Consider the following 24,046-nt stretch of genomic DNA (forward strand, 5'->3'; position numbering starts at 1 on the left):
CGAGATGCCACCTACGACGCCCGGACGCGGCGTGTCGCCGTCACAGGTGGCATCTCGCGGAGGGGCGTCAGGACTCGAACCAGCCCCGGGGGTGGTGGTCGGCCGTGAGGGGCGTGCGCGGGCGGGTCGGGCGGGCCCAGCGGACGGCGTTCGCCAGCACGCGCCGGATGTCCGGGTGGTGGTAGACGGGGTAGTCCTGATCGCCGGGCGAGAAGTAGAAGACCTTGCCGAGGCCGCGGGTGTAGGTCACTCCGGAGCGAAACACCTCGCCGCCGGTGAACGTCGACAGGAACACCGTCTCCTCCGGCACCGGGATGTCGAAGTACTCGCCGTACATCTCCTGCTCGGGGATGATCAGCGGGCTGGGCACGCCCTCGGCGATCGGATGCGTGGGCGCGATCGTCCAGACCAGCTCGCGGTCGCGGTCGTTGCGCCACTTCAGCGAGCAGGTCGTGCCCATCAGCGCCCTGAAGATCGACGAGTAGTGGCCCGAGTGCAGGACCAGGATCCCCATCCCCTCCTGCACGTGCCGCAGCACGCGCTGGACGACCTCGTCCGACACCTCCTCGTGCGCGATGTGCCCCCACCACAGCAGCACGTCCGTCTTCGCGAGCGCCTCCTCGGTGAGACCGTGCTCGGGCTCGGGGAGCGTCGCGGTGCGCACCGAGACGGCGTCGCCGAGCGACTCCGCGAGCCCGTCCGCGATCACGCGGTGGATGCCGTCGGGGTAGTGGCGCAGCACGGTCTCGTCGCCGCGGGTCTCGTGGCGGAACTCGTTCCAGACGAGGACCTCGATCGGGGCGCTCATGCGACCGCCACCTCCTTCTTCTCGGCGGCGGAGCGGTAGATCGCGTCGACCACCCGGCTGCGGTGCAGCGCGTACTCGCCGTAGTGGCCGGAGTAGCGGGGGCCGCCCGCGGGCGCGTCGGCTCCCGAGGCGATCGCCTCCAGGAACTCGGCGATGACGGAGCGGTGGTGCCCGGCGGGGACCTTCACGTCGGGGTGCGAGACGGTCGGCGCTCCGGCGACCTCGGAGTAGAGGGTGAGCGTCCCCTCCGTGGCGTAGTCGGCGATGTGGAGGCGCGCGCCTCCGGCCGAGCCGAGCAGCTCGACCTCGATGTCCTCGTGGACCTTCGAGTAGCTCGCCCAGGACGCGTCGAGCTGGAGGGAGCGTCCGTTGTCGAGGCGCAGCAGGGCGCTGGAGAAGTCCTCCACCTCGAACGCGTGCGTGCCGGCGGCGGCGACGCCGTGGGGGCGCCCGCCGCGGCCGGAGCGGCCGATCTCGCCGTACGCGACGGCCGAGACACTGGTCACGCGCGGCTCGTCGAGCAGGTGCAGCGCGATGTCGAGCACGTGGGAGCCGAGGTCGATCAGCGGGCCGCCGCCGGCGAGCTCCTTGCTGGTGAACCAGGAGCCGATGCCGGGGATGCCGGTGCGCCGCTGCCAGCTCGCGCGGGCGTGGTAGACGTCGCCGAGCGGCGCGTCGTCGAGGTAGTCGCGGAGGAAGGCGACGTCGGCGCGGCGGCGGTGGTTGTAGGCGATCTCGAGCACGCGGTCGTTCGCGCGGGCGGCCTCGACCATCTCGGCCGCCAGCTCGGCGGTGGTGGCGAGCGGCTTCTCGCAGAAGACGTGCTTGCCGCTCGCGAGCGCGGCCACGGCGATCGGGTGGTGCAGGTGGTTCGGGACTCCGATGGAGACGACGTCGAGGTCGTCGCGGGCGACCAGGTCCTCCCAGTCGGCGGAGAGGTCGGGGACGCCGCGGGTCGCGCCGAGTTCGTGCAGGCGCGCCTCCTCCTGGCCGGCGAGCGCGACGACGCGGGCGCCGGGCAGGGACTGGAAGGCGTCGAGGTGGGTGGTGCCGGCGAAGCCGAGGCCGACGACCCCCACACGCAGCTCAGTGGTGTTCTCTGTCATGCGCCGAGCCTACTCGAATCGATTCGAGTACTCCACGGCCGACGTGTCCTCCCGGAGCACCGGACGCCGGGCGTCAGGCTGCGAGGCGCGCCTCGAGCGCGGCGAGCGACGCGCGCAGGGCCGGCGCCTCGAGGGCGTCGCCGTCGGCGGCGGCGTGGGCGTCCGCGAACGCCCGGACCTGGCGGTGCAGCTCGACGCGGGTCCCGCCGCGGGCGACGACCGCGAGCCGCTCGGCGAGGCGCACGCCGACGCGGACGACGAGCGGCTGCTCCATCGCGTAGGAGCGCAGGGCGAGGAACACGTCGGCCAGCAGCTCGCCCGCACGGGGCCACGGGACGAGCAGCCGCACGACTCCGTCGGCGTCGGAGTAGCGGCCCCGCGCCTCCGGCCGGCCGCAGAGGTCGACCAGCGCGCTGGTCAGGGCCTCGACGGCGCCGACCGCGGTGTACGGGTCGTTCGTGCCGGTCGCGAGCCCGCGGACTCCGATCTCGACCACCTGCTGGACGGCGTAGCGGAGGTCCTGGTGCGGGGTGCGCGCGTCGGCGACGACGACCGCGGCGACCGCCTCCTCCTGGGCGACCGACCCCTCGAGGACCTCGAGCACCGGGTCGCCGACGAGGACGTGGTCGCCGGGCAGCGCGAGCACCTGGAGCCGCGTGTCGCCGCGGCGGGCCAGGGCGACCAGCCGCTCGATCTCGAGCTGCTCGACGTAGCCGCCCCGCACCGCTCGCAGCACGACCGTCTCGCGCCCCGGCGGCTGGGCCTCCTCCGCGAGCGAGGCCTCGTCCGCGTCCACCGGCTCCTCCCCGTCCTCCGGATGCAGCCGCTCGATCACGTCGACGAGCTCGCCGAGGACCCGCTGCTGCAGCGTCGTCACCTGCACCGACAGCGCGATGTGGTGGATGAAGTAGACGAGCACCGCGACGTCGCCCACCGCGAGCAGCACCGAGAACGAGACGGCCACCACCGGCACGAACGTCAGCGACGCGTCCTCCTCCGTGTGCACCGCGCGCAGCACGATCAGCGAGTAGAGGAACGTCGAGGTGAGCACCGCCAGGACGACCTGGTTGCCGCGATCGGCCATGAAGTTGCGGACCAGCCGGGGCCCGTAGGCGGAGGACGTGGTCGCCAGCACCGAGATCGTGATCGAGAACGAGGTCGCGGCGACGCCGAGCATCGTCCCGCCGATCGCCGAGAGGATCGCCCGGCCGCCGGTCGGCGACAGGTCCTCGATCAGCGGGATGTCGCTGACGCCGGCGCGGACCAGCAGGTGGTCGACCTCGACCAGTCCCAGCGCCAGCCCGACGGCGAGGACGCCGAACAGGGCCGGGAGGAACCAGAAGGATTCGCGGAGGTGGAGGAGCCGGGAGCGCATCCTCGAAGGCTAGAGCGGCGCCTCCTCGCGGGCCGCGCCGCCGCGGAGGCTTGCGCTCCGGGCCGGGTCGTGGCGCGGAGCCTCGCGCGTCACCCCCGGCAACGCCCCCCCGGACGCACCGGAGGCGCCGACCCGGCGGGGATCGGCGCCTCCGGGGGGCGTCAGGTGACGTTGATGAGCGTGCGCTGCCAGCCGGAGGAGCCGTCGGGCGCGACCGGCGCGCGGTCCTCGATCTGGACCATGCCGTTCTTGTCGACCGCGCGGACGGCGACGTAGTGCGAGCCCGGCTGGGCGTCCCAGTCGACGAACCACTGCACCCAGGTGTCGAGGTTGACCGGGGTCGAGAGCGTCGCCTCCTGCCAGTCGCCGTTGTCGATGCTCACCTCGACCTTGTCGATGCCGATGCTCTGCGCCCAGGCGACGCCCGCGATCTTGAGCGCGCCCGACGTGACGGGGACGCCGATCCGCGGGGTGTCGATCCGCGAGGACATCTTGATGGGGGCCTCGGCGGAGTAGCCGCGCGGGGTCCAGTAGGCCTGGTCGGCCTCGAAGGTGGTGACCTTGAGCTCGGTGAGCCACTTGGTGGCCGAGACGTAGCCGTAGAGGCCGGGCACGATCATCCGCACCGGGAAGCCGTGCTCGAACGGGAGGGGCTCGCCGTTCATGCCGACGGCGAGGATCGCGTCGAGGTTCTCGTCGGTGACCGCGGAGATCGGGGTGGACGCCGTGTAGCCGTCGCTGCTGGTGGAGAGGAGCATGTCGGCACCGCTCTGCACGCCGGCCATCGCGAGCACGTCGCGCAGGGGGACGCCGAGCCACTTGGCGTTGCCGACGAGGTTGCCGCCGACCTGGTTCGAGACACAGGTGAGGGTGATGCCGTACTCGTCGAGGCCCATGTCGAAGATCTGCTGGAGATTCAGCGTCACCTCGCGGTCGACCATGCCGGTGATCTTCAGCGACCACGCCGACGGGTCCAGGTTGGGCACGGTGAGGGCGGTGTCGACGCGGTAGAAGTCGGCGTTCGGCGTGTAGAGCGGGGTGATGCCCTCGATGTCCAGCTCGGCGCCCGCGGGGACCGAGACGGTGCTGCGCGGGGACGGCAGACGCAGGGCGTCGCGGACGCCGGCGAGGGAGGACGTCGCCGCGTTGACCAGTCGGGCACCGGTGCCGACGACGGCCGCGCCGACGGCGGAGATCAGTGCGATGCGGAAGAAGCCGCGGCGCTCGAGGGCGCCCGGACGGGCCTCGGAGGATGTTCCCCGGGCCTCCGAGGCCCGGGCCGCACGCCAGCCGCGGAGGCGCGTGAAGAGGAGGTGCATGACGACGACGGCGACGACGAGTCCGACCAGCGTGGGCACCGCGGCGAGCGGCGACGCTCCCGTGCGGGTCACGATGGCGGCGATCGAGAGACCGCCGGCGATCACGAGCAGCACCTGGCCGAGCGGCGGGCGGACCAGCTGGAGTACTCCGGCGATCGCGGCGGCGACGACGACCGCGGCGCCCACGCTGCCGAGCAGGAAGGTCTTGTCGTTCTCGCCGAACGTCTCGATCGCGAACTCCTTGAGCGGGCGCGGGACGATGTCGACGATGAAGGCACCGAGGGCGAGCACGGGGCTCGCGGTGCGGGCGACCGCGAGGGCGATGAGCTCGGCGACGGCGAGGAGGACTCCGCCCGTGACGACGCCCGCGAGGGCGGCGAGCAGGAAGTAGAGAGCTCGATGCTCGCGCACGGGTGCCGCTGTCTGGTTCATGGAGGAGAGTTTTCTCCCGCGACCTGCCGTTTCCCAGGGTGTCCCTGGTTTGGTCGTGTAGGCGCCTTTTTCATAACGAACAGGTAACGCACAGCGGCAGCGCTCGGACGGGATCGCATCTCGCTCTACCCACCGCCGACGTCACCGCGCGCGACGACCCCGCCGGAGGACCGCGGCGTTCGCGGTGACGATGAGGGCGATGCCGATCCATCCCGCCGCGCCGACGTCCTGCCCGAGCACGGCCGCGCCGATGAGGGCGGCCAGGACGGGATTGACGCTCATGAGCATCCCGAAGACGCTCGTCGGGAGCCTCCGGAGCGCGATCACGTCCGCCACGAACGGGACCGCCGTCGCCAGGACGCCGGCGCCGACCGCCAGGAGCACGGTGCCCGCGTCCGGGTGCGTCGTGGCGAGCGTCCAGACGGCGACGGGCAGGAAGACGGCGGCGGAGATCCCGGTCGCCGTGGCGGTCCCCTGCGCTCCGGGCAGACGGAGTCCGATGATCCGGTTGAGCAGGATGTACGCGGCCCAGCAGCAGGCGGCCGCGAGACCGAGCGCGATGCCGAGCTGGTCGGACGAGGGCCTCGGCCCCGCGATCGCGACGACGCCCGCTCCCGCGACGAGGGCGCAGAGCGCGCTGGTCCTGCTCCGGGAGCCGAGCAGCGCGACCGCCAGCGGCCCGCAGAACTCCAGTGTGACCGCCAGCCCGAGCCCGATGCGGTCGATGGCCGCGTAGAGCGTGAGGTTCATCGCCCCGAACACCACGGCGAGGAGCAGGACGGGCCACCACTGCGCGCGGGTCAGGTCGCGGATCCGCGGCCGCACGACCGGGAGGAGGATCAGCGCGGCGACGATCTGCCGGACGGCGACCACCCCGACGGATCCCAGGACCGGGAAGGCCAGCGTTCCGGAGGCCGCTCCGAGCTGGTTCGAGAGGGCGCTCGCGAGGGCGGTCGCGGCGCCGACGGTCCGGCCGTCTCCGGGGAGCTGCTTCGTCATGCCGGAAGTCTGCGAGCGGTCCGGTCCCGGCTCACAATGCGCCATCGGCCCGATCGATGCGCGATCCGCATGAATAGGATGCGGGCATGGATCTGGAACTGCGCCACCTCCGGTCGTTCGTCGGCGTCGTGGACGCCGGGACCTTCACCGACGCGGGGATCGACCTCGGCATCTCCCAGACGGCGGTCTCCCGCAACGTCGCGGCGCTCGAGTCCGTCCTCGGCCGGAGGCTCCTCCACCGGACGACCCGCAGCGTCGAGCTCGCGCCGGCGGGTGAGCGGGTGCTGCGGCACGCCCGCCGCGTCCTGGCCGTCGTCGACGATCTGCGCGAGGAGGCGGCGGCCGGGACGGACACGATCCGGATCGGCTACGCCTGGTCGGCTCTCGGCGAGCACACGCAGGAGTTCCAGCGCCGCTGGGCGACCGCGCTCCCCCACCACGAGCTGCGGCTGATCCGCTCCAACACGCCCACCGCGGGGCTCGCGGAGGGCCTCAGCGATCTGGCGATCCTGCGGCGCGGATCCGCTCCTGCGGACGTCGAATCGGCTCTGATCGGCACCGAGAAGCGCTACTGCGCCCTGTCCGTCGACGACCCGCTCGCCGCGAAGCGCACGGTCACCCTCGCCCAGGTGGCGACCGCTCCGCTGGCGCTCGACGACCGGACCGGGAGCACCCGGCTCGACCTCTGGCCCGAGCACGACCGGCCGCGGAGCACCGTCCCGACGACCGACGTCGACGACTGGCTCACGGTGATCAGCAGCGGCTCCGCCCGCGGAGTGACCGCGGAGTCGACAGTGAGTCAGTACCGGCGGCAGGGCCTCGCGTACCGGGTCGTCCGCGACGCCCCGCCGGTCCCCGTGCACGCCGCGTGGATCCGGAGCGACCCGCCGCCCGTACTGCGCGAGGTCATCGGGCTGCTCCGGGGCCTCTACCGCGCCTCCGACTGACGACGACGACGGCCGCCGGGGGCGAGCCCCGGCGGCCGTCGTCGTCACGTCACCTGCAGGTGAGAGCGGAGTACGCGGCCTGGTTCGTGGTCGTCACCGATGCTCCGTCCACGGTCGCCGTCGCGGTCACCGTCGCCGAGCCCGCGGCCACCGAGGCGGCGCGGGTGGTGAAGGCGTGCGAGGCGCTCGACCCGGGAGCGATCCCGGTGAACGCCTTCGAGCCCCAGGCGGAGCCGAGGGTGATCCCCGCCGGGACCTTCGCATCGTTCCGAGCGGTGACCGTCACCACGACCTTGCCCGCCACGCAGCGGCTGGTGGCCGCCACGGTCGTCGGTACCGTCGCCGCGGAGGCGCGGACGATGGAGAGGCGGTAGGTCGCTGTCGTCGTGTGGTCCTGCGCCGACGACTCGACGACCACGCTCGTCGTCCCCGAGGCCGCGAGCGGCACGGTGCGGCGGACGGTGTCATCGATCAGCACGCCGTCGACCTTCACCAGGCCGCTGGGCACGGCCGGGTCGAGGTCGAGCGAGACGCTCGTCGTGCCGGCCGGCACCGTGAGCGTGTGGTCCCTGACCCCGGCGGCGAGAGCCGGCGAGAGCGTCCCGACGTCGGAGGAGAGCTTCGTCAGCTCCGGGTCCGCAGCGTAGGTGGTCGACTCGGTCGTGTAGACCCCGAAGACACCGCCGACGTAGCTGGATCCGGTGCCCTGGAAGCGCACCGTGACGACGGGGATCTTCTGCCCCTTCGCGTCGAGCACGTACTTCCCGCTCTGGTCGCGCTTGTAGCTGTCCTTCGCGGCGAGACCGCTGAGGATCGACGCCGGGATCCGGTCGTACTGGACGTACCAGCTCGTCGCTCCGCCCGCTCCCGAGACCACCTCGGTCTTGAGCTTCACGTCGTTGAGGTAGACGTCGAAGGTGCGTCCCGCGTCGCCGCCGTAGTAGCGGACCCCGAGGTAGTTCGCCGGCAGAGCCGGGTCGACGATCATGTCGTACTGGAAGTACGCCTCCGCCGAGCGCTCGCCGTCGCGGTACCCCTCGCCGCGCCAGGTCCCCACCGAGGACCGCGCGGTCTTGTAGTTCTTGTCGGCCTCGCTGTTGTTGTTGTCGAAGGAGGTGAGGGAGTCGATCGTCGTCTCGTCGACGCGCAGCTGCTCCTTCTGCGTCCGGATCAGCGCCTGGGCCGCGGCCGAGTCGGGCTCGATCAGGGTCATGTAGGTAGCGTAGCGGGCGTTGTACAGGCTGTAGTACGGAGTGAACACCCGGGCGGCGGACGCGGCGTCGACGTTCTTCATGCCGAAGCGCATCGTCGTGCGGCCGTTGCCGTCCGCGCCGTCGGGCAGGCGGACCAGGTTGCCGCGGACCGCGGACTTCCAGGCCGCGGAGTCCGCGACGACGACGTTCGAGTTCACGGACTTGTCGGCCGTGCCCATGCGCACCAGGACGCCGGCGACGTAGGACGCCTCGACGTTCGAGCGGTTGAGCTCGGTCGCCAGCAGCACCGGTCCGTAGCGGAACGCGGTCCAGTCGGGGTTCTCCGTGTCCGCGACCGCGCTGACCGCGGCGGGCAGCTTCCAGGTCAGCACGTCACCGGCGGCGACGGCGACCGAGACGTATCCGGCCTGGGCCGTGACGGCACGGACGGCACCGTTCACGGTGAGCGTCGGCGCTCCGTCGATCCAGGACGGCACGCGCAGCTTCAGGGTCGTGTCCGCGGACACGGCTCCTCCGGCCAGCGCTTCGACCCTCAGGGTCGCCGTGTCCGTGCTCGGGATGTCCGCCGTCTGGGTCAGCCGGAGGTTGTTCGCGGAGGAGCGGAGGACCGAGGAGCGGAACTGGTTCACGAAGACGGTCTTCGGCTTCTCGAAGTAGATCGAGTCGCCGAGCTTGGTGAAGCTCTCGATGCCCGAGCCGTGGTCGCACCAGAACTCGTCGAGCTCGTGCCCGAAGACCTTGGCGTAGCCCGCGGTCTGCGGCTGGAAGTAGGTCACCATGCCGGTGTCCGGGTTCTGCACCGAGAGGACGCCGTTGATGAACGTCTCCTCGTAGAAGTCGGCGTACTTCACGTCCTCGGTCACCTGGAACAGCGCCCGGGTGAGCTTGAGCATGTTGTAGATGTTGCAGCCCTCGGAGGTCGAGTTCTCGCCGTAGCCGGTGGTCTGGCCGTTCGTGGCGTACTCGTACAGGGTGCCGGGTGCGTGGAAGTGCTCGGACTGGCTGTTGCCGCCGTTGGCGTAGGTGTGGGTCTCGTCGACCATGCGCCAGAAGTTCTCGGCGGCACGGCGGTACATGTCCAGGTCCGACTTCTCCGTGGCGGTGAGCGTGGCGTAGAGCGCCGGGTCGTCGGTGAAGACGCGGTAGCGCTTCAGCGCGCCGATCAGCTTCGGGATGGTCGTGTTCGCGTGGAGCCCGTTGAGGACGTCCTCGTTGTTCGCGAGCTTCTGGAACAGCGCGGTCTCGTCGAAGTACTCGGCCGCGCGCTTGTGCGCCGGGTCGTGCGTGGTCTCGTACAGGCGGTAGAGCGCCTCGTTCATTCCGCCGTACTCCGTGTTCAGGAGCTGACCGGGGTTCGCCTGGCGGCCCGCCCAGGTGGTGATCCAGCTGCCGAAGCCGCCGGCGACGGTGAGCGCCTTCTGCGAGACGGCGTCGGGCGCCTGGTCGTGGGCGTCGAGGAGGCCCGCGAGCACCTTGTGCAGGTTGTAGAAGGGGACGAGCAGGCCGTCGCCGCCCGAGGGGAGGTAGCGGGTCGGGAACGGCGAGACGTAGCCGGCGTTCGCCGGGTCCTTCAGCGCGTAGGCGTCCTGGACCTTCTTCAGGCCGTCGACGGAGGCGGTCAGCTTCGCGAGCAGAGCCGCCTTGGTGGCCGCGTCCTCCTCGGTCGCGTAGGCCTGCGAGAGCGCCGAGAGGTAGTGGCCGAAGAAGTGGCCCTGGAACCGGGTGCCGTTCTCGCGCTCCCAGCCCCCGTATCCGCCGCTGGTGGTCGGGGTGAGCCCGGCCTCGCGGTAGAAGGAGTAGAGGAACATCTCGGGGTCGAGGCTCAGCAGGTACTCGACGGTCTGCTGCTCCCCGTTCTCGAGGTAGGGGTCCTGCACGGAGACGTCGGACAGGCCTGCCTCCAGCAGGTAGTTCGACGTCTTCACTCCCCGGGGCTGCACCTGGAGAGTGTAGGTCTTCGTGACAGCCGCGCTGCCGCCGTAGGTGGCGGAGCCGGTGAGCACGACCGTCTTCGCGGAGCCGGTGGGCGGCGTGACCGCGGCCGTGCCTCCGCTGATCGCGACGGTCGCCGGGTCGGAGGAGCTCCAGCTGAGGGCGGACCCCTTCGCGCCCGCGGTGGGCAGGGTGAAGCCGGTGCTGGTGCTCGTGGGCGGGGCGACCAGCTCGAGGTCGGCCCGCGCGATGCTCGCCGGATCGAAGGAGGGGTTCCCGGCCTTCGTCAGCGCGACGACGTCGGTGGTGGTCGCGACGCCGTTGTAGAGCGCGTAGTCGTCGAGCAGGCCGCGCAGGTGTGCGCCGTTGTACTGGGGGCCGTTGAAGCCGAGGGTCTTGACCGACGTCGACTCGGAGCCGAGGACGCCGGACGCGGAGGAGGACGGCGCGGTCTTGACGACGCTGGTCTGCTTCACTCCGTTGCGGTAGAAGGCGACGGCCTTGGTGCTCTTGTCGTAGGTGGCGACCACGTGCGTCCACTCGCCGGCGGGGAAGAAGCCGGAGCGGGCGGTCTCGACGGCGACCTTGTACGGCTGCCCGCCGGACGGGCCGATCGAGAGGGCGAGCGGGGTGCCGTCGCCCTCGGACGTGAGGTACCAGCCGTCGGAGTTGTAGGCGGTCTTGTTCCAGGTGAAGACCTGCTCACCGGTCATCGCGCTGGTCGGCTTGTACCAGAACGAGACGGTGAGATCGGCGGGCTGCAGCGCCGCCGCGGTGCCGAGCGAGATCGCGTTCGATCCCGTGAACTCGAACGCCCCGCCGTTCAGGCCGGTGCCGTAGGAGGCGGTGCCCTTCTGCATCCCGAGAGCGGTCCCGCGCCCGCTGGTGTCGGCGAGCGAGCCGTCGAACGGGAGCTCGAGCACCTTCGCGCCGTCGAGGGAGGTGGTGGGGGCGGCCTGGGCCGTGGGGCCGACCGACAGGAGACCCGCCGTCAGCGCCATCACCGCCACGGTGGCCAGGGGGAGTCGTCGTCTCATTCGTGAGGCCTCTCGTCGTTGAGAAATCCGGCCCAGGGGGGCGGGCCGCCTCGAATGTTACCGTTAACAAGAGCTTTCGGTGAGGTTTCGGTGAGAGGACTGACAGGCTCTCGAGCTCTCAGCGGCGCCGGTTCAGAGCCGCCCGGAGGTACGGAGCGGTCCGGCTTCCCGCGGCCTCCGCGACCTCCTCCGGAGTGCCCGTCGCGACCACCGAGCCGCCGGCCCGGCCCGCCCCCGGGCCGAGGTCCACGACCCAGTCCGCGTCGGCGACGACGCGCATGTCGTGCTCGACCACGATCACCGTGTTGCCCGCGTCGACCAGGTGCTGCAGGTGCTCGAGCAGGCGGTCGGCGTCAGCAGGATGCAGGCCCGAGGTCGGCTCGTCGAGCAGGTACAGCGTGTCCCCGCGCTGGGCGCGGCGCAGCTCCGAGGCGAGCTTCACCCGCTGCGCCTCTCCCCCGGACAGCTCGGGCGCCGGCTGGCCGAGCGAGACGTAGCCGAGCCCCACGTCCACCAGCGCGTCGAGGTGGCGGGCGACCTCGCGGTCCTCGGCGAAGGCCTCGCGCGCATCGGCGACGCTCAGCGCGAGGACGTCGGCGATCGTCCGGCCGCCCAGGGTGACCTCGAGGGTCTCGTCGTTGTACCGCGTCCCGCCGCACGCCGTGCAGGGCGCCTCGACGGTCGGGAGGAACAGCAGCTCCACCTCCACGGAGCCCTCGCCCTTGCAGACGGGGCAGCGCCCACTGGGCAGGTTGAAGGAGAAGCGGCTCGCCGAGAAGCGGCGGCGCTTGGCCTCCGGGGTGGCCGCGAACAGCGTCCGCACCCGGTCGAACAGCCCCGTGTAGGTCGCGACGTTCGAGCGCGAGGTCCGGCCGATCGGGGTCTGGGTCACCTGCACCACCCGGCGCAGGCGGTCCGCGGGCCCGGAGGCGGTGCCGCGGGTCGCCGCCGCGGCCGCGTCGAGCAGCGGGTCCGCCTCCCCGCCCTCCTCGGCCGGCGCGTCCTCGGCGACGTCGGCGCGGAGCGAGGCGCGCAGCAGATCGGGCAGCGCCTGGTTCACGAGCGTCGACTTGCCCGATCCGGAGACGCCGGTGACCGCGGTGAGCACCCCGACCGGGAACGCGACGGAGAGGTCGTCGAGGGTGTGCCGCGAGACTCCGGCGAGGTCGATCCACTGCTCCGCGGTGCGGCGGGAGCGCAGCGGCGCCGGGTCGCCCTCGGGGAAGAGGTAGCGGCGGGTGACGGAGCCGCGGGCGCTCGGCAGGCCGTCGAGCGGGCCGGAGTAGACGACGGTGCCGCCGCCGGACCCCGCGCCCGGGCCGATGTCGACGATCCAGTCGGCCTCGCGGATGACGTCGAGGGAGTGCTCGACGAAGAAGACGGTGTTGCCGGTCGCCCGCAGGGTCCGCAGGATGCCCAGCAGCGCCTCCGTGTCGGCGGGGTGCAGGCCCGTCGACGGCTCGTCGAGCACGAAGACGACGCCGAAGAGGCGCGAGAGCACCTGCGTCGCGAGTCGCATCCGCTGGAGCTCCCCCGAGGAGAGTGTCGGCGTGGAGCGGTCGAGCGAGAGGTGGCCGAGGCCCAGGTCGACGATCGGAGCGAGGCGGCCGACGAGGTCCTCGACCAGGCGCTGAGCGGCCAGCCGGGTCTGCGGCGCTCCGTCGGCCGGGGTCCACCCGGGCTCGAGCACGCGCCGGGCGAGCACGACCAGCTCCTCGAGGGGCAGCGCCGACAGCTCGGTGATGTCGAGCCCCTCGAACGTGACGGCGAGCGCGTCGGGCTTCAGCCTCCGCCCGCCGCACACCGGGCAGGCGACGCTGACGACGAACGAGGCCGCGCGCTCGCGCATCCGGGCGCTCTTCGAGCCGGCGAAGGTGTCGAGCACGTAGCGGCGCACCCCGAGGAACGTGCTCATGTAGCGCGGCTCGTCCCCGGCGGCGACGGAGGCGCGCACCTCCGCGGGCGAGCGGTCGGTCCAGACGGGCACTTGCGGGGAGTCGGGCGTGTGCAGGATCCAGTCGCGGTCCTCCGCGGGCAGGTCGCGCCACGGAGCGTCGATGTCGTGGCCGAGCGAGATCAGGCTGTCGCGCAGCTGCTTGCCGTGCCAGGCGGTCGGCCAGGCGGCGAGCGCCCCGTCGCGGATCGAGAGGGAGTCGTCCGGCACCATCAGCTCGTCGGGGACGTCGTAGACCCGGCCGATGCCGTGGCAGCTCGGGCACGCGCCCTGCACGGTGTTGGCGGAGAAGTCCTCCGCGAGCAGCATCGGCGCGCCCTCGGGGTAGGCGCCGATGCGCGAGAACACCATCCGCACCACGCTCGAGAGCGTCGTCGCGCTGCCGACCGTGGAGCGGGCCGAGCCGCCGGAGCGCCGCTGCGGGAGGGCGACGGCCGGAGGCAGGCCCTCGATCGAGTCGACGTCCGGCACGCCGACCTGGTCGATCAGCCGCCGCGCGTAGGGGGCGACAGACTCGAAGTAGCGGCGCTGCGCCTCCGCGTAGAGCGTGCCGAAGGCGAGCGAGCTCTTGCCCGATCCGGAGACCCCCGTGAAGGCGACGAGGGCGTCGCGCGGCACGTCGACATCGATGCTCCGGAGGTTGTTCTCGCGGGCGCCGCGCACGCGGACGCGGTCGAGGGGGTCGGTGGTTCCAGGCGCGCTCATCCGTACAGCCTGCCGTGCCCCGGATGTGGGACGGCCCGGGCGGGTCGGCGCCGCGGGGGCGTCTCGACGGAGCCGCGCACCGGCGGCCGGCGAGACAGCCCCGTATCCGCCGAGACACCTCCGTGTCAGCGGCGTCTCGACGGAGGGGGCGGCGCCTCGACGCCAGGACGAGCCGGCGGCGGATCGAGACAGCCCTGCCTTCAGCGAAACACCACAGGGCGGAGGCGCCTCGACCCCGGGCACCTCAGCGGAGGAGGCGCCGCGGTTCAGGCCAGGCCGTGGCGGTGCGCGAAGGCGACGAGCTGCAGTCTGGAGGCGAGACCGAGCTTCGCGAGGATGCTCGAGACAGGGCTCTTGACGGTGGACTCGCTGAGGTGGGCCGCGGCCGCGATCTCGGCGATGCTCCGCCCCTGCGCTGCCGAGGTGAACACCTCCTTCTCGCGAGCCGAGAGCACGTCGAGCACCTCCGGACGGGCGGGCACCGCCGACGCCGTGTAGTCGCGGAGCGGGGCGTGCCGGCCACCGCCGGCCACCACCGTCCGCCCCGCGGCGACCGCGCGCACGGTGCCCAGCAGCAGCTCGGTCGTCGCGTCCTTCATCAGGAAACCCGCCGCTCCGGCCGCCAGCGACTCGGCGACGGCGCTGTCGTGCTGATGCGTGGTCAGGATGATCACCCTCGTAGCGACGTCGGGATCGCGGGCGATCCTCCGCATCGCCGAGATGCCGTCGAGCAGCGGCATGCGCACGTCGAGCAGGAGCACGTCGGGAGCCTCGCGCCGCACGAGCTCGACGGCCGCCTCGCCGTCGTGCGCGGCTCCGGCGAACTCGAGCCCCGGCTCCGCGTCGAGGAGCATCCGGAGCCCGGAGCAGAACAGGACGTGGTCGTCCGCGACAGCGACGCGGATCACGCTGCACCCTCGAGCACGCGCGCCGGGATCGACGCGGTGACGCGGAATCCGCCGCCGTCCTCCTCCGCGGTCAGCCAGCCGCCGGCGAGCGCGGCCCGCTCCCGCATGCCGACGACCCCGCGGCCCGACCCGCTCGACTCCGCGCCGGAGCGACCGTGCGACGCGACCTCGAGCAGCAGCGCGCACTCCTCCCAGACGAGGCGCACCTCCGCATTCGGGGCGGCGCCGCTGTGGCGGAGAGCATTGGTGAGCGCCTCCTGCAGGATCCGGTACACCGCGAGCTGCTGAGCCGGCGAGAGCACGGCACGATCGCCCTGCTCGTCGAGCGCCGCGGCGAGCCCGGCGGAGCGGAATCGGCCGACGAGCTGCGGGAGGGAGTCGAGGCCGGGCTGATCGACCGCGTCGGGGCCGGTGCCGAGCGATTCGATCACGAGGCGCACCTCGACCAGCGACGTGCGGGCCACCTCCGCGATCGCCCGCAGCGACTCCTGCGCCCGGTCGGGCTCGGCGCGCACGAGCCGCTCGGCACCGTCCGCCTGGGCCAGGACGATCGAGAGCGACGGCGCCATCACGTCGTGCACGTCCCGGGCTGTGCGTGCTCGCTCGGAGGCGACGGCGAGCTCGTCCGCGTCGGCGAGCCCGTCCTCCGGCACCCGCCGCTCGAGGAGAAGGATCGAGCGGACGCGGGTCGCCCGCAGGAGCCGGCCCACGAGCCGGCCAAGCCCACGACGAGCGCACCGATGGTCGCGGCCGCGATCCCGCCCGCCCCGGTCGCAGCGTGCACGGCGAGCGAGGCGCCCGCACCGACCAGGGCGACGACGACGGCCGTCCGGCGAGGCGCGATCGGTGATCGCCGACGGCCCGCGCCACCCTCACCAGCACCACCCGGTCCGCGAAAAGGCCGGTGACCGGGACGTTTCAGTGAGCATCGGGGAGGCAGCACCGTGATGGAGTCGACCCGGCGCGCCAGCGCCGTGACGGAAAAGCGTGCTTCCCTCATGATGGTCCAGCGCGCATAGCTCTTCCAAGGAGAGAGGTGCACGCCGTCGAGACGGAGATGTCCCGGCGACGGGACAGCAGGGAAGGACAGAACCATGAGGAGGACCACCACGACCGTCCTCGCACTCGCCGCCGCAGGAGTGGTCGCGCTGAGCGGCGCTCAGGCTGCGAGCGCGGCGACGATCTACGAGCACAGGAACTACGAGGGTCGGGCGCATGACGGTGGGTACGACACGGCCTACGTCGGAGAAGGTGCCAACGACATGGCGTCCTCCATCAGGAACCGCGACTCTCGTCGCTACTACGAGCATGCCGATCGTCGCGGACGGTCGGTTCGCCTGATGGGCGACTACAACGACCTCCAGTCGATCTCCACAGACCTCGGCTGGAACGAGAGCTGGAACGACAGGATCAGCAGCTGGGAGTAGCAGACCACGGTCGACGCACCTGCACCGCGACGGCTCTCCTCGCTCGGACCCGCCCGAGCCCCCGGCCACGAGCTCCCCATCCCTCACAGAAACGGCTTCGGACATGACCCGACGACACTCCAGCCATCGCTCCACGACCCGTGGGATCGCGGCTCTCGCGGCCATCACCCCCGCTCTCGTCCTGCTCGGTGGATGCACGAGTGCTCCGCTGGACAAGGACTCGACGGCTCACGCTCTGCTCGACAGCACCACCGGCCGGATCGTTCTGCCCCTGGAGGAGTACGACTACTACGGTGACGACGCGAACGCGGCGATCGGGAACCGCGCCCTCGACACCGTGACTGCACGCTGCATGGCGGGGCAGGGCTTCGCCTATTCAGCGGCGTCGGTCGAAGAGGATCCGGAGCACAGCGGCGGCGACCGGACCTACGGTCTGTGGGACGAGGAACGCGCCCGCCGGTGGGGATTCGGCTTCGCACCGTCCCGGGTCAGCGCCGCGAAGGCGGTGGACGCGGCCGCTGGCGGGGAGGCGTGGACGACGGCGGTCGGCAGGTGCGAGGAGGAGACCGACCCGGCGCTCATGGCGATCCTGCCCGGGAACGATGAGAGCACCGACTCCTCCGTCTCTCGGATCGCGACCGAGGCTTACAGTGCCGCCCGGGCGGATCCGCTCTGGCAGACGGCCCGCGACGCCTGGGCGAGCTGCGTTCGGGACGCCGGACTGACCCCTCGCTCCGGCTCGTCCGAGTGGGGTGTGGAGCAGGAGGACGCGGTGCGGACGGGTGCCGACAGCGCCTCCTCGAACTCGGAGGAGGAGATCCGCCTCGCGACGGTCGAGGCGCACTGCAACACCGAGACCGGTCTCTCGCAGACCCTAGGCGACCTCGAGGCGTCGTACCAGGCGCCCCTCATCGCGCAGAACCAGGCCGCACTCAACGAGATCAAGACCCGCAACCAGGAGCGACTCGCCGCACTCCGCGACTACGTGGCCGCGCATGGCTGACGGACCCCTCACCCTCCGGAGGCTCCAGCAGCCCGGAGAGTCGCGACGCCCGCAGCAGTGATCCTCCTCGCGTCGACCGCGTCCGACCACTCTCGGCGGAAAGCGGAACTCCGAATCACATAAGAGAACGAAAGAAGGACTCCTCATGATTCAACCCGACACCGAAGCACGGAACGGTATGAAGTCACGGGGGCATCTCGCCCTCTCCTCCTTCCTCGGTCTCGGTCTGGCGCTCGCCCTGGGTTCCTGTTCATCGATGCCGGTGGAGCGGGAGCAGGACGTGACCGCCCGGGCACTCCTCGACCACACGACCGGCGAGATCGTGCTGCCTCTCGATGAGTACGACCCTTTCGACTCGGACAGCGTGGGGCTCCTCGTCGACCGCGCTTTCGACATCAGCACAGCGAAGTGCATGAGTCGACGAGGTCTGCAGTACACGGCTGCTGCCGTCGAAGAGGACCCCCAGCACGGGACCGGTGATCGAACGTACGGACTGTGGGACGAGGACCGAGCTCGCGCATACGGCTACGGCTACGCCCCCTCCCTCGTCGACGCTGCGAAGGAAGCCGACGCGCAGGCCGGAGGACCCGGCTGGGAGTCGGCGGTCGATGACTGCTCGACCGACGAAGACGACGAACTCGCTGCACTGATCCCGACGAACGAGGAGTCGGTCGATTCGCTCGTCGCCCGCATCCGGACCGATTCGTACAACGCGGCCGCATCGGATGCCGGATGGCAGAATGCTCGGGACGAATGGTCGCAGTGCCTTCGAAGCCTCGGCCTGTCTCCGCGTACGAGTGGCGGCGGCTGGAACTCGGAACAGGGTGAGGGACTCGTCACCAGCATAAGACCGGACGGCTCTTCTCCTGACAGAGAGGAGGAGATACGCGTCGCATCGCTTGAGGCGCAGTGCGACACCGAAACCGGACTCTCGCAGATCCTCGGCGATCTCGAGGCGTCGTACCAGGCGCCACTCATCAAGCAGAACCAGGCCGCACTGGACCGGATCAAGACACGGAACCAGGACCGGCTCGCCGGGCTTCGAGCCTACGTAGCCGCACATGGCTGACGCGACGACAACACTCCGACGGTTCCGGCATCCCTGGCGGATCGCCGTCCTCGCAGCAGTACTGACCCTCGCATCAGGCGCGTCGTTCGCTGCTGGACTGTCCGTTCACGCGCCCGAGCGGGACGCCCTTGTCTCGACACAGGAGCGGATCGAGGTGACGGCGATGGTCGAGCGGCGGGTCGTCGACTCCCGCTCCTCCTTCCCGGGAACGATCGTCGAGAGCCCTGCGGTTCCGGTCATCGCCCGATCACTGCCCGGTGTTCCTGTCGTCACTCGCCAGGCACTGACCACGGGCGAGCCTGTGTCCTCGGGCGACCTGGTCGCGCTCGTCGCCGGCGTGCCCTACTTCGTTCTGACCGGGCCGCTGCCGCTCTACCGGGATCTTCGCGCCGACGACCGAGGGGACGACGTCATTGCTCTGCAGCGCGCCCTGAACACGACGGGCGCCGATATCGAGGAGAGCGGATCGATCGACTGGGCCACGCTCGACGCTGTGAGTGGCCTCTTCGACGAACACGACCTCGTCCTCCCGGAGGCCGTCGCTTCGGATGGGAAGAAGACGTCGTTCATTCCCGCGAACCAGATCCTCGGCACCGGTTCCGCTGAGGGCACTGTCGTGTCGGCAGCCGGGGTGGGAACGGTGCTCGGTTCAGACACGCCGCTCATCAGCATCCGCACCGGACCGAAGACGATCAATCTCCGCGCCGACGTCGCGACTGCGGCGCGATTCACCGTCGGCGCCTCGATGACGGCTCGAGCTGGTATCCAGGACCTTCCGGTGACAGTAGCGTCCATCGGCGCGTTCAGTGATGCCGGCGAAGGCAGGCTGGCTGGACGTGATGTCGTCCTGGCCTGCACCGACCCGGCTCTCGCCGATCTCGGCCCGGGGACCTCGGTCTCCGTGCTCAGCGGCGGCGTCGATGAGGAAGCATTGGCCGTGCCGCTGATCGCTGTCCGGCGCGATGCAGAGGGCGACTACGTGCAACGCCGCTCCGACGGCGCCCCTGCTCCGGAACGCGTGCCGATCACGGTGCAGCGCTCCGGCGGCGGCTGGGCTGCTGTGGCGGACGGGGAGCTCGAGGTCGGCGACCCCGTGCTGCTGTCGTGAGTGATCCGGTTCCCCTGCTCAGCCTGCGCGACGTCTCTCGCACCTTCGGCAGATCTTCGACAGGAGGCGTGCGCGGGATCACCTTCGACGTCCGCCGCGGCGAGTTCGTCGCCGTCGTCGGCCCATCGGGGGCAGGCAAGAGCACGCTCCTCGACATCCTGGGTCTCCTCGATCGTCCCACCGACGGCAGCTACCTGATCGATGGCGTCGCCACGAACGAACTCCGCGAGGGGCGTCGCAACATCCTCCGCTCCCGTCTCATCGGATTCGTCTTCCAGTCGTCGTTCGTCCTCGGTCATCAGAGCGTGGGAGAGAACGCGGCGACCGGGCTGCGGATCCAGGGCCGTCCGCTGAAAGACCGCCGTCGTTTGACCTCGAACGCGCTCGCTTCGGTCGGCATCGGCCACCGTGCGGACCTCGACGCGCGTCTTCTCTCCGGTGGCGAGCGCCAGCGGCTGGCTATCGCCCGGGCCGTCGCGACGAGACCTGACCTCATCCTCGCCGACGAGCCGACGGGCAACCTCGACTCGGCCAACGGCGAGAGCGTGCTCGATCAGCTGCTGGACCTGAACGCGACCGGGACCACCGTGGTACTCATCACCCACGATCCGACCATCGCAGCCAGAGCGGAGCGCCGCATCCGGATCGCCGACGGTCGCGTCATCGAGGACACGGGAGCGAGACCGACCAGCGCGCTGCCCTCCCCGCCTCCTCGACCGGAGACGGCCCCGCGCCGCTCCTTCATCACATCCGCGGCGGACGTGCTCGGCGACTCCCTCGGCGCCCTCGCCGCTCGCCCGCTCCGCACAGCCCTCCTCGTCCTCGCGTTCGCGCTCGGAGTCGGTGGTCTCATCGCCGCGCTCGGAGTCAGCGAGAGCGCCTCGGCGCAGGTCTCGGAGCGGCTCACAGCTGCCGCGCTGGACGAGGTCCGCGTCACCGTGCCGGGCGGCGCGGAACTCCTGGCTGCTGAGGACGGGCGCCTCGATTCCTGGCTCGCCGCGACCAGAGCGCTGCCTCATGTGGTCGACGCCGGCTTCGTCGCGCAGACCGGAGCGGAGGCCGCGCGCATCCGGCGCCTCGCCTCGACCGACCCGGAGCCGGCCGCACCGCTGCAGCTGATCAGCGCGGACCCCACGTACCTCCGCCTGGTCGGCGCCTCTGCCGTCGGACCCGACACCCGGGGTCTTCTCGCGACCCCCGGAGCCGACGCCGTTGCGCTGCTCGGGTCGGGCGCGGCCTCGACCCTTGCCGCCGCCGCCCCGGGACCCGGCTCCACCGTCGAGGTCCTCGGCATCCGGGCCGCCGTAGCGGGCACCCTCATCGCGGGCGAGCGGGCGCCCGGAATCGACGGATCGGTCGTCGTCTCCCGGGACATCCTGGCGCGAGCACCGTCCGTCGCCGTCACCATCCTCGTCCGGACCGATCCCGGCTTCCCCGCTCCGCTCGCCGAGGCGCTTCCCCTGGCGCTCGACCCGGGCGATCCAGGGCGCTTCACCGTCGAGACGGTCGCCGATCTGCGGGCCCTCCGCTACGGCGTCGCGACCGACCTCGGCGCGCTCATCGGCTTGATCGGGGTCGTGCTCCTCGTCTTGGCGACCATCAGCGCCTCGACGACGATGTACGTGTCCGTCCAGGCTCGAGCGGCCGAGATCGCTTTGAGGCGAGCGATCGGAGCGAGCCGCGGTGCGGTCGCACGACTGTTCGTCGGCGAGGGGCTTGTGGTCGGAGTCATCGGCGGTGTGACGGGCGCCGTCCTCGGTACCGCCGCGACGCTGGCCACCGCCGCGGTGCAGGGATGGTCGCCGCTGCTGCCGCCCGCTCTCACTCCGCTGAGCATCGCGCTCGGAGCCGTGACCGGAGTCGTGAGCGCGATCGTGCCCGCGTGGGCGGCGGGGCGGCAGGAGCCTGCGAGCGCGCTCCGCGCCTGACGCCGAGACGGCCCGCTCCCCGCCGAGGCGCCGCCGTCAGGGCGGTGTCTCGGCAGGGGCGGGCCGTCTCGGTGTCAGCGGCGCGCGCGCGTCAGCAGGTGCGCGCCGGGTAGGCCGCGGTCAGGGCGCCCGCGGTGAGCGAGGCAGCCGGGATCGAGGTCTGACGGGTGGTGAACGCGGCCGAGGCGCTGGCGCCGGGGGCGGCGGTCAGGGTCTGCGAGGCGCCGAACGGCGAGCGGATGACGACCGAGAGGGGCGTCGTGCCCGTGTTCTTCACCACTCCGGTGAGGACCACCTTGCCGGCGACGCACCGGGTGGAAGCGGTGAGCGTCGAGGTCGGTGCCGTCACCACCACGGTCGCGGTGACCGTGACGGCCGTGGAGCTCGAGAGCCGGCGGTCGGCGGCGTTGTAGGCCGTCGATCCGTTCGCGCCCACCCACTGGTTGTCGTTCGCACCGATCGTGCGGACGACTCCGGTGACGGAGTAGCGGCCGGGCGTCGTCGCCACCGCGGAGGTGTTCCAGGTGACCGGCTGCGAGGCCGTGCCGCGGTTGTAGGCCAGCACGACGTCGGCGCGGGCGGGCAGAGCCGCCGCGGCGTCGGCGCCGGAGGCGACCGTCACCTCGCCGAGGTCCGAGCGGACCGCGGAGGCGGCGTCGGCCGACCGGACCTCGGCGTACTGCCCCGCGGTCAGCGAGACGATGCCGCCGTGCTTGGTCGACGAGGCGAGCGAGAAGCCCGGATCGGTGAGCTGGGTCCAGCCTGCGTCGAGGTCGTTCGTCACCATCGGCTTGTAGCCGGTCGCGGGGATCACGTCGACGTAGAGGTACCAGGTGTCCTCGCCGTGGTCCTTGAACACCGCGGGCCCCTCGACCCCTCCGGCGTTGCCGCCCGACCAGACCGCGCCGATCCGCGACTGGATCTGCGTCCACGCGGTCGTCGGCAGCCACCAGGTCGCCGAGGTGGTCGACTCCATGTAGATGCCCTTGCCGGTGCCGTTGTCCTTCGAGATCCGGTAGGTCGTGCCGGAGTCCTGGATCAGCGTGGTGTCGATCGTGTCGGCCCCGGTGTCGATGAAGGTGCCGCCGTACGAGTAGGTGGCCTGTGTGAAGTCCGTGGTCGCTCCCCAGAGCACGCGGGAGGATCCGGTGCCCGGCGTGTGCGCCGCGTTCGGGTAGACCGTCGAGGACCAGTAGACGACGAAGGCGCCCTTGCCGGGTCCCGCGTAGTCCGGCACCCAGGTGGCCTCGGGAGCCCACATCATGCCGGCTTCGAGCTTCTTCGTCCCCGCAGCGTCGAGCGCTACGTCGAACTGGCGGACGTCGCTCCACGACACGAGGTCGCTCGACTCCCAGACGTTCATCTTCGTGCTGCCCTTGGTGGTCCAGTAGCACCAGGTGTCGCAGCCGCTCGGGCCCCGGTCGCCGCCGAAGACGCGGAGGTCCGTGGCGATGATGTAGTACTTCTTCGTGTCGGGGTTGTAGGTCAGGTACGGGTCGCGCACGCCGGTGGTGCCGAGGTCGGAGGCCAGGATCGGCTTCGCGCCGTTGAGAGGGTCCCACTTCTCCGGGTCGTCGCCGCGGGAGACGTCGAGGTAGATCTTCTCGGCGTAGCCCTCGGAGTCCTCGACGAAGTGGACCATCATGTAGCCGTAGGGGGTGTCGACGCCGACCTGCGGCTCGACGGTCACGGCGATCGAGCGGGTCTGCACGATTCCGCGGATCGAGGCCGTCGCGGTGAGCGTCGAGGTACGCGCGGCCTGGCCCACGGCGGGGCGGTCGGCGCTGAGGGTGCGGCCGTCGGCCGAGACGCGCAGGGTCGGGTCACTGGAGGACCAGGTCACCGCTCCCCCGTAGTCGGGCAGGTTCGTGGTCGAGTCGTCGACGGTGAGCGGGGCGACCCCGGCCAGCACGGCGGCGGCGATCGGGGAGAAGGTGGAGGCGTGCGGCTTCGCGTCGACACTCGACACGGCCACCACCTCCGCCCCGGAGAGCGCGCGGTCGTAGACGCGGAACGCCGAGACCTCGCCGGTGTAGAACGGGTCGGGGTACGGTGCGCGGCCGATCGTGTTCAGCGACTGGTCGGCCACCGACGAGGGGCGGAGCGCCGTGGGCGCCGCGGCGACCTGGACGCCGTCGACGAAGAACGAGATCGTGCCGGCGCTGCCGTCGATCACCGAGGTGAGGCTGTACCAGCGGTCGGCGGTGAGAGCGGAGGCGCTGCGGGCGTTGTTCTCGCCGTTCCCTCCACTGGTCGTGATCGCGGTGCGCACCCGGTCGCGGACGGACGCGAACCAGTACTGGTTCGTGCTGTCACTGCCGATGTTCCACAGGAAGTGGAAGTTCGAGAGCATCGACGCGTCGGCGCGGGTCTCGATCGTCACGGTGGCCGACGAGCGGCCGGTCAGCAGATTCGCGGGCAGCTGCACCCAGGGGGCGGTGGTGCTGCTCTTGGGGCCGCCGGTGAGGCGGAGCGACGTGCCGGTCCAGAGCGCGTCGGTCGCGTTGCGGACGGTGGCGGCTCCCACGCCTCCGCTCACGGTGTTCGGGACCGTGCTGCCGGTGGTCTGCGTGAACCGGTAGTCGGCGAGGAGACCCTGCTGCGGGATGACGGCGTCGGCCGCCTGCGCGGCCGGAGCCGGTGCGACGAGGCCCGAGAGCAGCACTGCTCCGAGGCCGAGCGCGGCGAGCGCTGCGCGCAGCGGCGCTCGCCGCGCGGGTGTGGTGGTGGGGGGCATGGTGCTCCTTCAGTGGAGTGGTGCGGTTCGGGGGGAGG

The 24,046-nt window shown here is 71.6% G+C and carries 16 protein-coding genes; 6 read left to right on the plus strand and 10 right to left on the minus strand.

Annotation, left to right across the window (positions count from 1 at the left end; translation table 11 throughout):
• Window positions 1-67: 67 nt before the first annotated feature.
• The 5 genes from C5C24_RS02345 to C5C24_RS02365 all read right to left on the minus strand — a co-directional run bounded on the left by C5C24_RS02345 (window position 68) and on the right by C5C24_RS02365 (window position 6,039).
• Window positions 68-808: a ThuA domain-containing protein gene (locus tag C5C24_RS02345; RefSeq protein ID WP_104275908.1), complete on the minus strand. Its 741-nt coding sequence runs from the start codon at window positions 806-808 to the stop codon at window positions 68-70.
• Entirely contained in the window at window positions 805-1,914 is a 1,110-nt protein-coding gene (locus C5C24_RS02350; RefSeq protein WP_104304202.1) for a Gfo/Idh/MocA family protein, read from the minus strand. Before C5C24_RS02350 ends, C5C24_RS02345 begins: the two co-directional genes overlap by 4 nt.
• 73 nt (window positions 1,915-1,987) lie before the next feature.
• Window positions 1,988-3,289 (minus strand): DUF2254 domain-containing protein, encoded by a 1,302-nt coding sequence (locus tag C5C24_RS02355; protein WP_104304203.1) that lies wholly within the window; start codon window positions 3,287-3,289, stop codon window positions 1,988-1,990.
• A gap of 161 nt (window positions 3,290-3,450) precedes the next feature.
• Window positions 3,451-5,040, minus strand: coding sequence for a molybdopterin-dependent oxidoreductase (locus tag C5C24_RS02360; protein ID WP_104304204.1), 1,590 nt, complete (start codon window positions 5,038-5,040; stop codon window positions 3,451-3,453).
• 141 nt (window positions 5,041-5,181) lie between these two features.
• Window positions 5,182-6,039 carry a DMT family transporter gene (locus C5C24_RS02365; RefSeq protein ID WP_104304205.1) on the minus strand — a complete coding sequence of 286 codons (858 nt, stop codon included), beginning with the start codon at window positions 6,037-6,039 and terminating at the stop codon, window positions 5,182-5,184.
• An 86-nt stretch (window positions 6,040-6,125) separates the two neighbouring features.
• Here C5C24_RS02365 and C5C24_RS02370 point away from each other — a divergent pair, with 86 nt between their 5' ends.
• Window positions 6,126-6,986, plus strand: coding sequence for a LysR family transcriptional regulator (locus C5C24_RS02370; RefSeq protein ID WP_104304206.1), 861 nt, complete (start codon window positions 6,126-6,128; stop codon window positions 6,984-6,986).
• A gap of 49 nt (window positions 6,987-7,035) precedes the next feature.
• Here the strand turns inward: C5C24_RS02370 and C5C24_RS02375 are convergent, their stop codons facing one another.
• From C5C24_RS02375 to C5C24_RS02390, 4 genes are all read right to left on the minus strand, one after another.
• Window positions 7,036-11,169, minus strand: a complete 4,134-nt coding sequence (locus tag C5C24_RS02375; RefSeq protein ID WP_104304207.1) for a beta-L-arabinofuranosidase domain-containing protein — start codon at window positions 11,167-11,169, stop codon at window positions 7,036-7,038.
• A 118-nt stretch (window positions 11,170-11,287) separates the two neighbouring features.
• A complete protein-coding gene (locus C5C24_RS02380; RefSeq protein ID WP_104304208.1) occupies window positions 11,288-13,828 on the minus strand; it encodes an excinuclease ABC subunit UvrA in 2,541 nt (846 codons plus the stop codon).
• Between the two features lie 266 nt (window positions 13,829-14,094).
• The gene (locus tag C5C24_RS02385; RefSeq protein WP_104304209.1) at window positions 14,095-14,736 is read right to left on the minus strand and encodes a response regulator transcription factor; all 642 of its coding nucleotides are present in this window, start codon (window positions 14,734-14,736) and stop codon (window positions 14,095-14,097) included.
• Complete coding sequence (locus C5C24_RS02390) at window positions 14,733-15,446, minus strand: sensor histidine kinase (protein WP_104304210.1); 714 nt, start codon at window positions 15,444-15,446, stop codon at window positions 14,733-14,735. The genes C5C24_RS02385 and C5C24_RS02390 overlap by 4 nt, the downstream gene beginning before the upstream one ends.
• 384 nt (window positions 15,447-15,830) lie before the next feature.
• Between C5C24_RS02390 and C5C24_RS02395 the strand changes: the two genes are divergently transcribed.
• From C5C24_RS02395 to C5C24_RS02415, 5 genes are all read left to right on the plus strand, one after another.
• Window positions 15,831-16,163, plus strand: coding sequence for a peptidase inhibitor family I36 protein (locus C5C24_RS02395; RefSeq protein WP_104275918.1), 333 nt, complete (start codon window positions 15,831-15,833; stop codon window positions 16,161-16,163).
• A gap of 103 nt (window positions 16,164-16,266) precedes the next feature.
• Window positions 16,267-17,166 carry a hypothetical protein gene (locus C5C24_RS02400; RefSeq protein WP_104304211.1) on the plus strand — a complete coding sequence of 300 codons (900 nt, stop codon included), beginning with the start codon at window positions 16,267-16,269 and terminating at the stop codon, window positions 17,164-17,166.
• A gap of 145 nt (window positions 17,167-17,311) precedes the next feature.
• A complete protein-coding gene (locus C5C24_RS02405) occupies window positions 17,312-18,235 on the plus strand; it encodes a DUF1003 domain-containing protein (protein ID WP_146082501.1) in 924 nt (307 codons plus the stop codon).
• Window positions 18,228-19,343: a hypothetical protein gene (locus tag C5C24_RS02410; RefSeq protein WP_146082502.1), complete on the plus strand. Its 1,116-nt coding sequence runs from the start codon at window positions 18,228-18,230 to the stop codon at window positions 19,341-19,343. The genes C5C24_RS02405 and C5C24_RS02410 overlap by 8 nt, the downstream gene beginning before the upstream one ends.
• Window positions 19,344-19,411: 68 nt before the next feature.
• A complete protein-coding gene (locus C5C24_RS02415; protein ID WP_146082503.1) occupies window positions 19,412-21,271 on the plus strand; it encodes an ATP-binding cassette domain-containing protein in 1,860 nt (619 codons plus the stop codon).
• A 91-nt stretch (window positions 21,272-21,362) separates the two neighbouring features.
• Here the strand turns inward: C5C24_RS02415 and C5C24_RS02420 are convergent, their stop codons facing one another.
• Window positions 21,363-24,008, minus strand: coding sequence for a LamG-like jellyroll fold domain-containing protein (locus C5C24_RS02420; protein ID WP_104304213.1), 2,646 nt, complete (start codon window positions 24,006-24,008; stop codon window positions 21,363-21,365).
• Window positions 24,009-24,046: the final 38 nt, after the last annotated feature.

The sequence above is a fragment of the Rathayibacter sp. AY2B3 genome (assembly GCF_002931755.1).
Lineage (GTDB): Bacteria > Actinomycetota > Actinomycetes > Actinomycetales > Microbacteriaceae > Rathayibacter.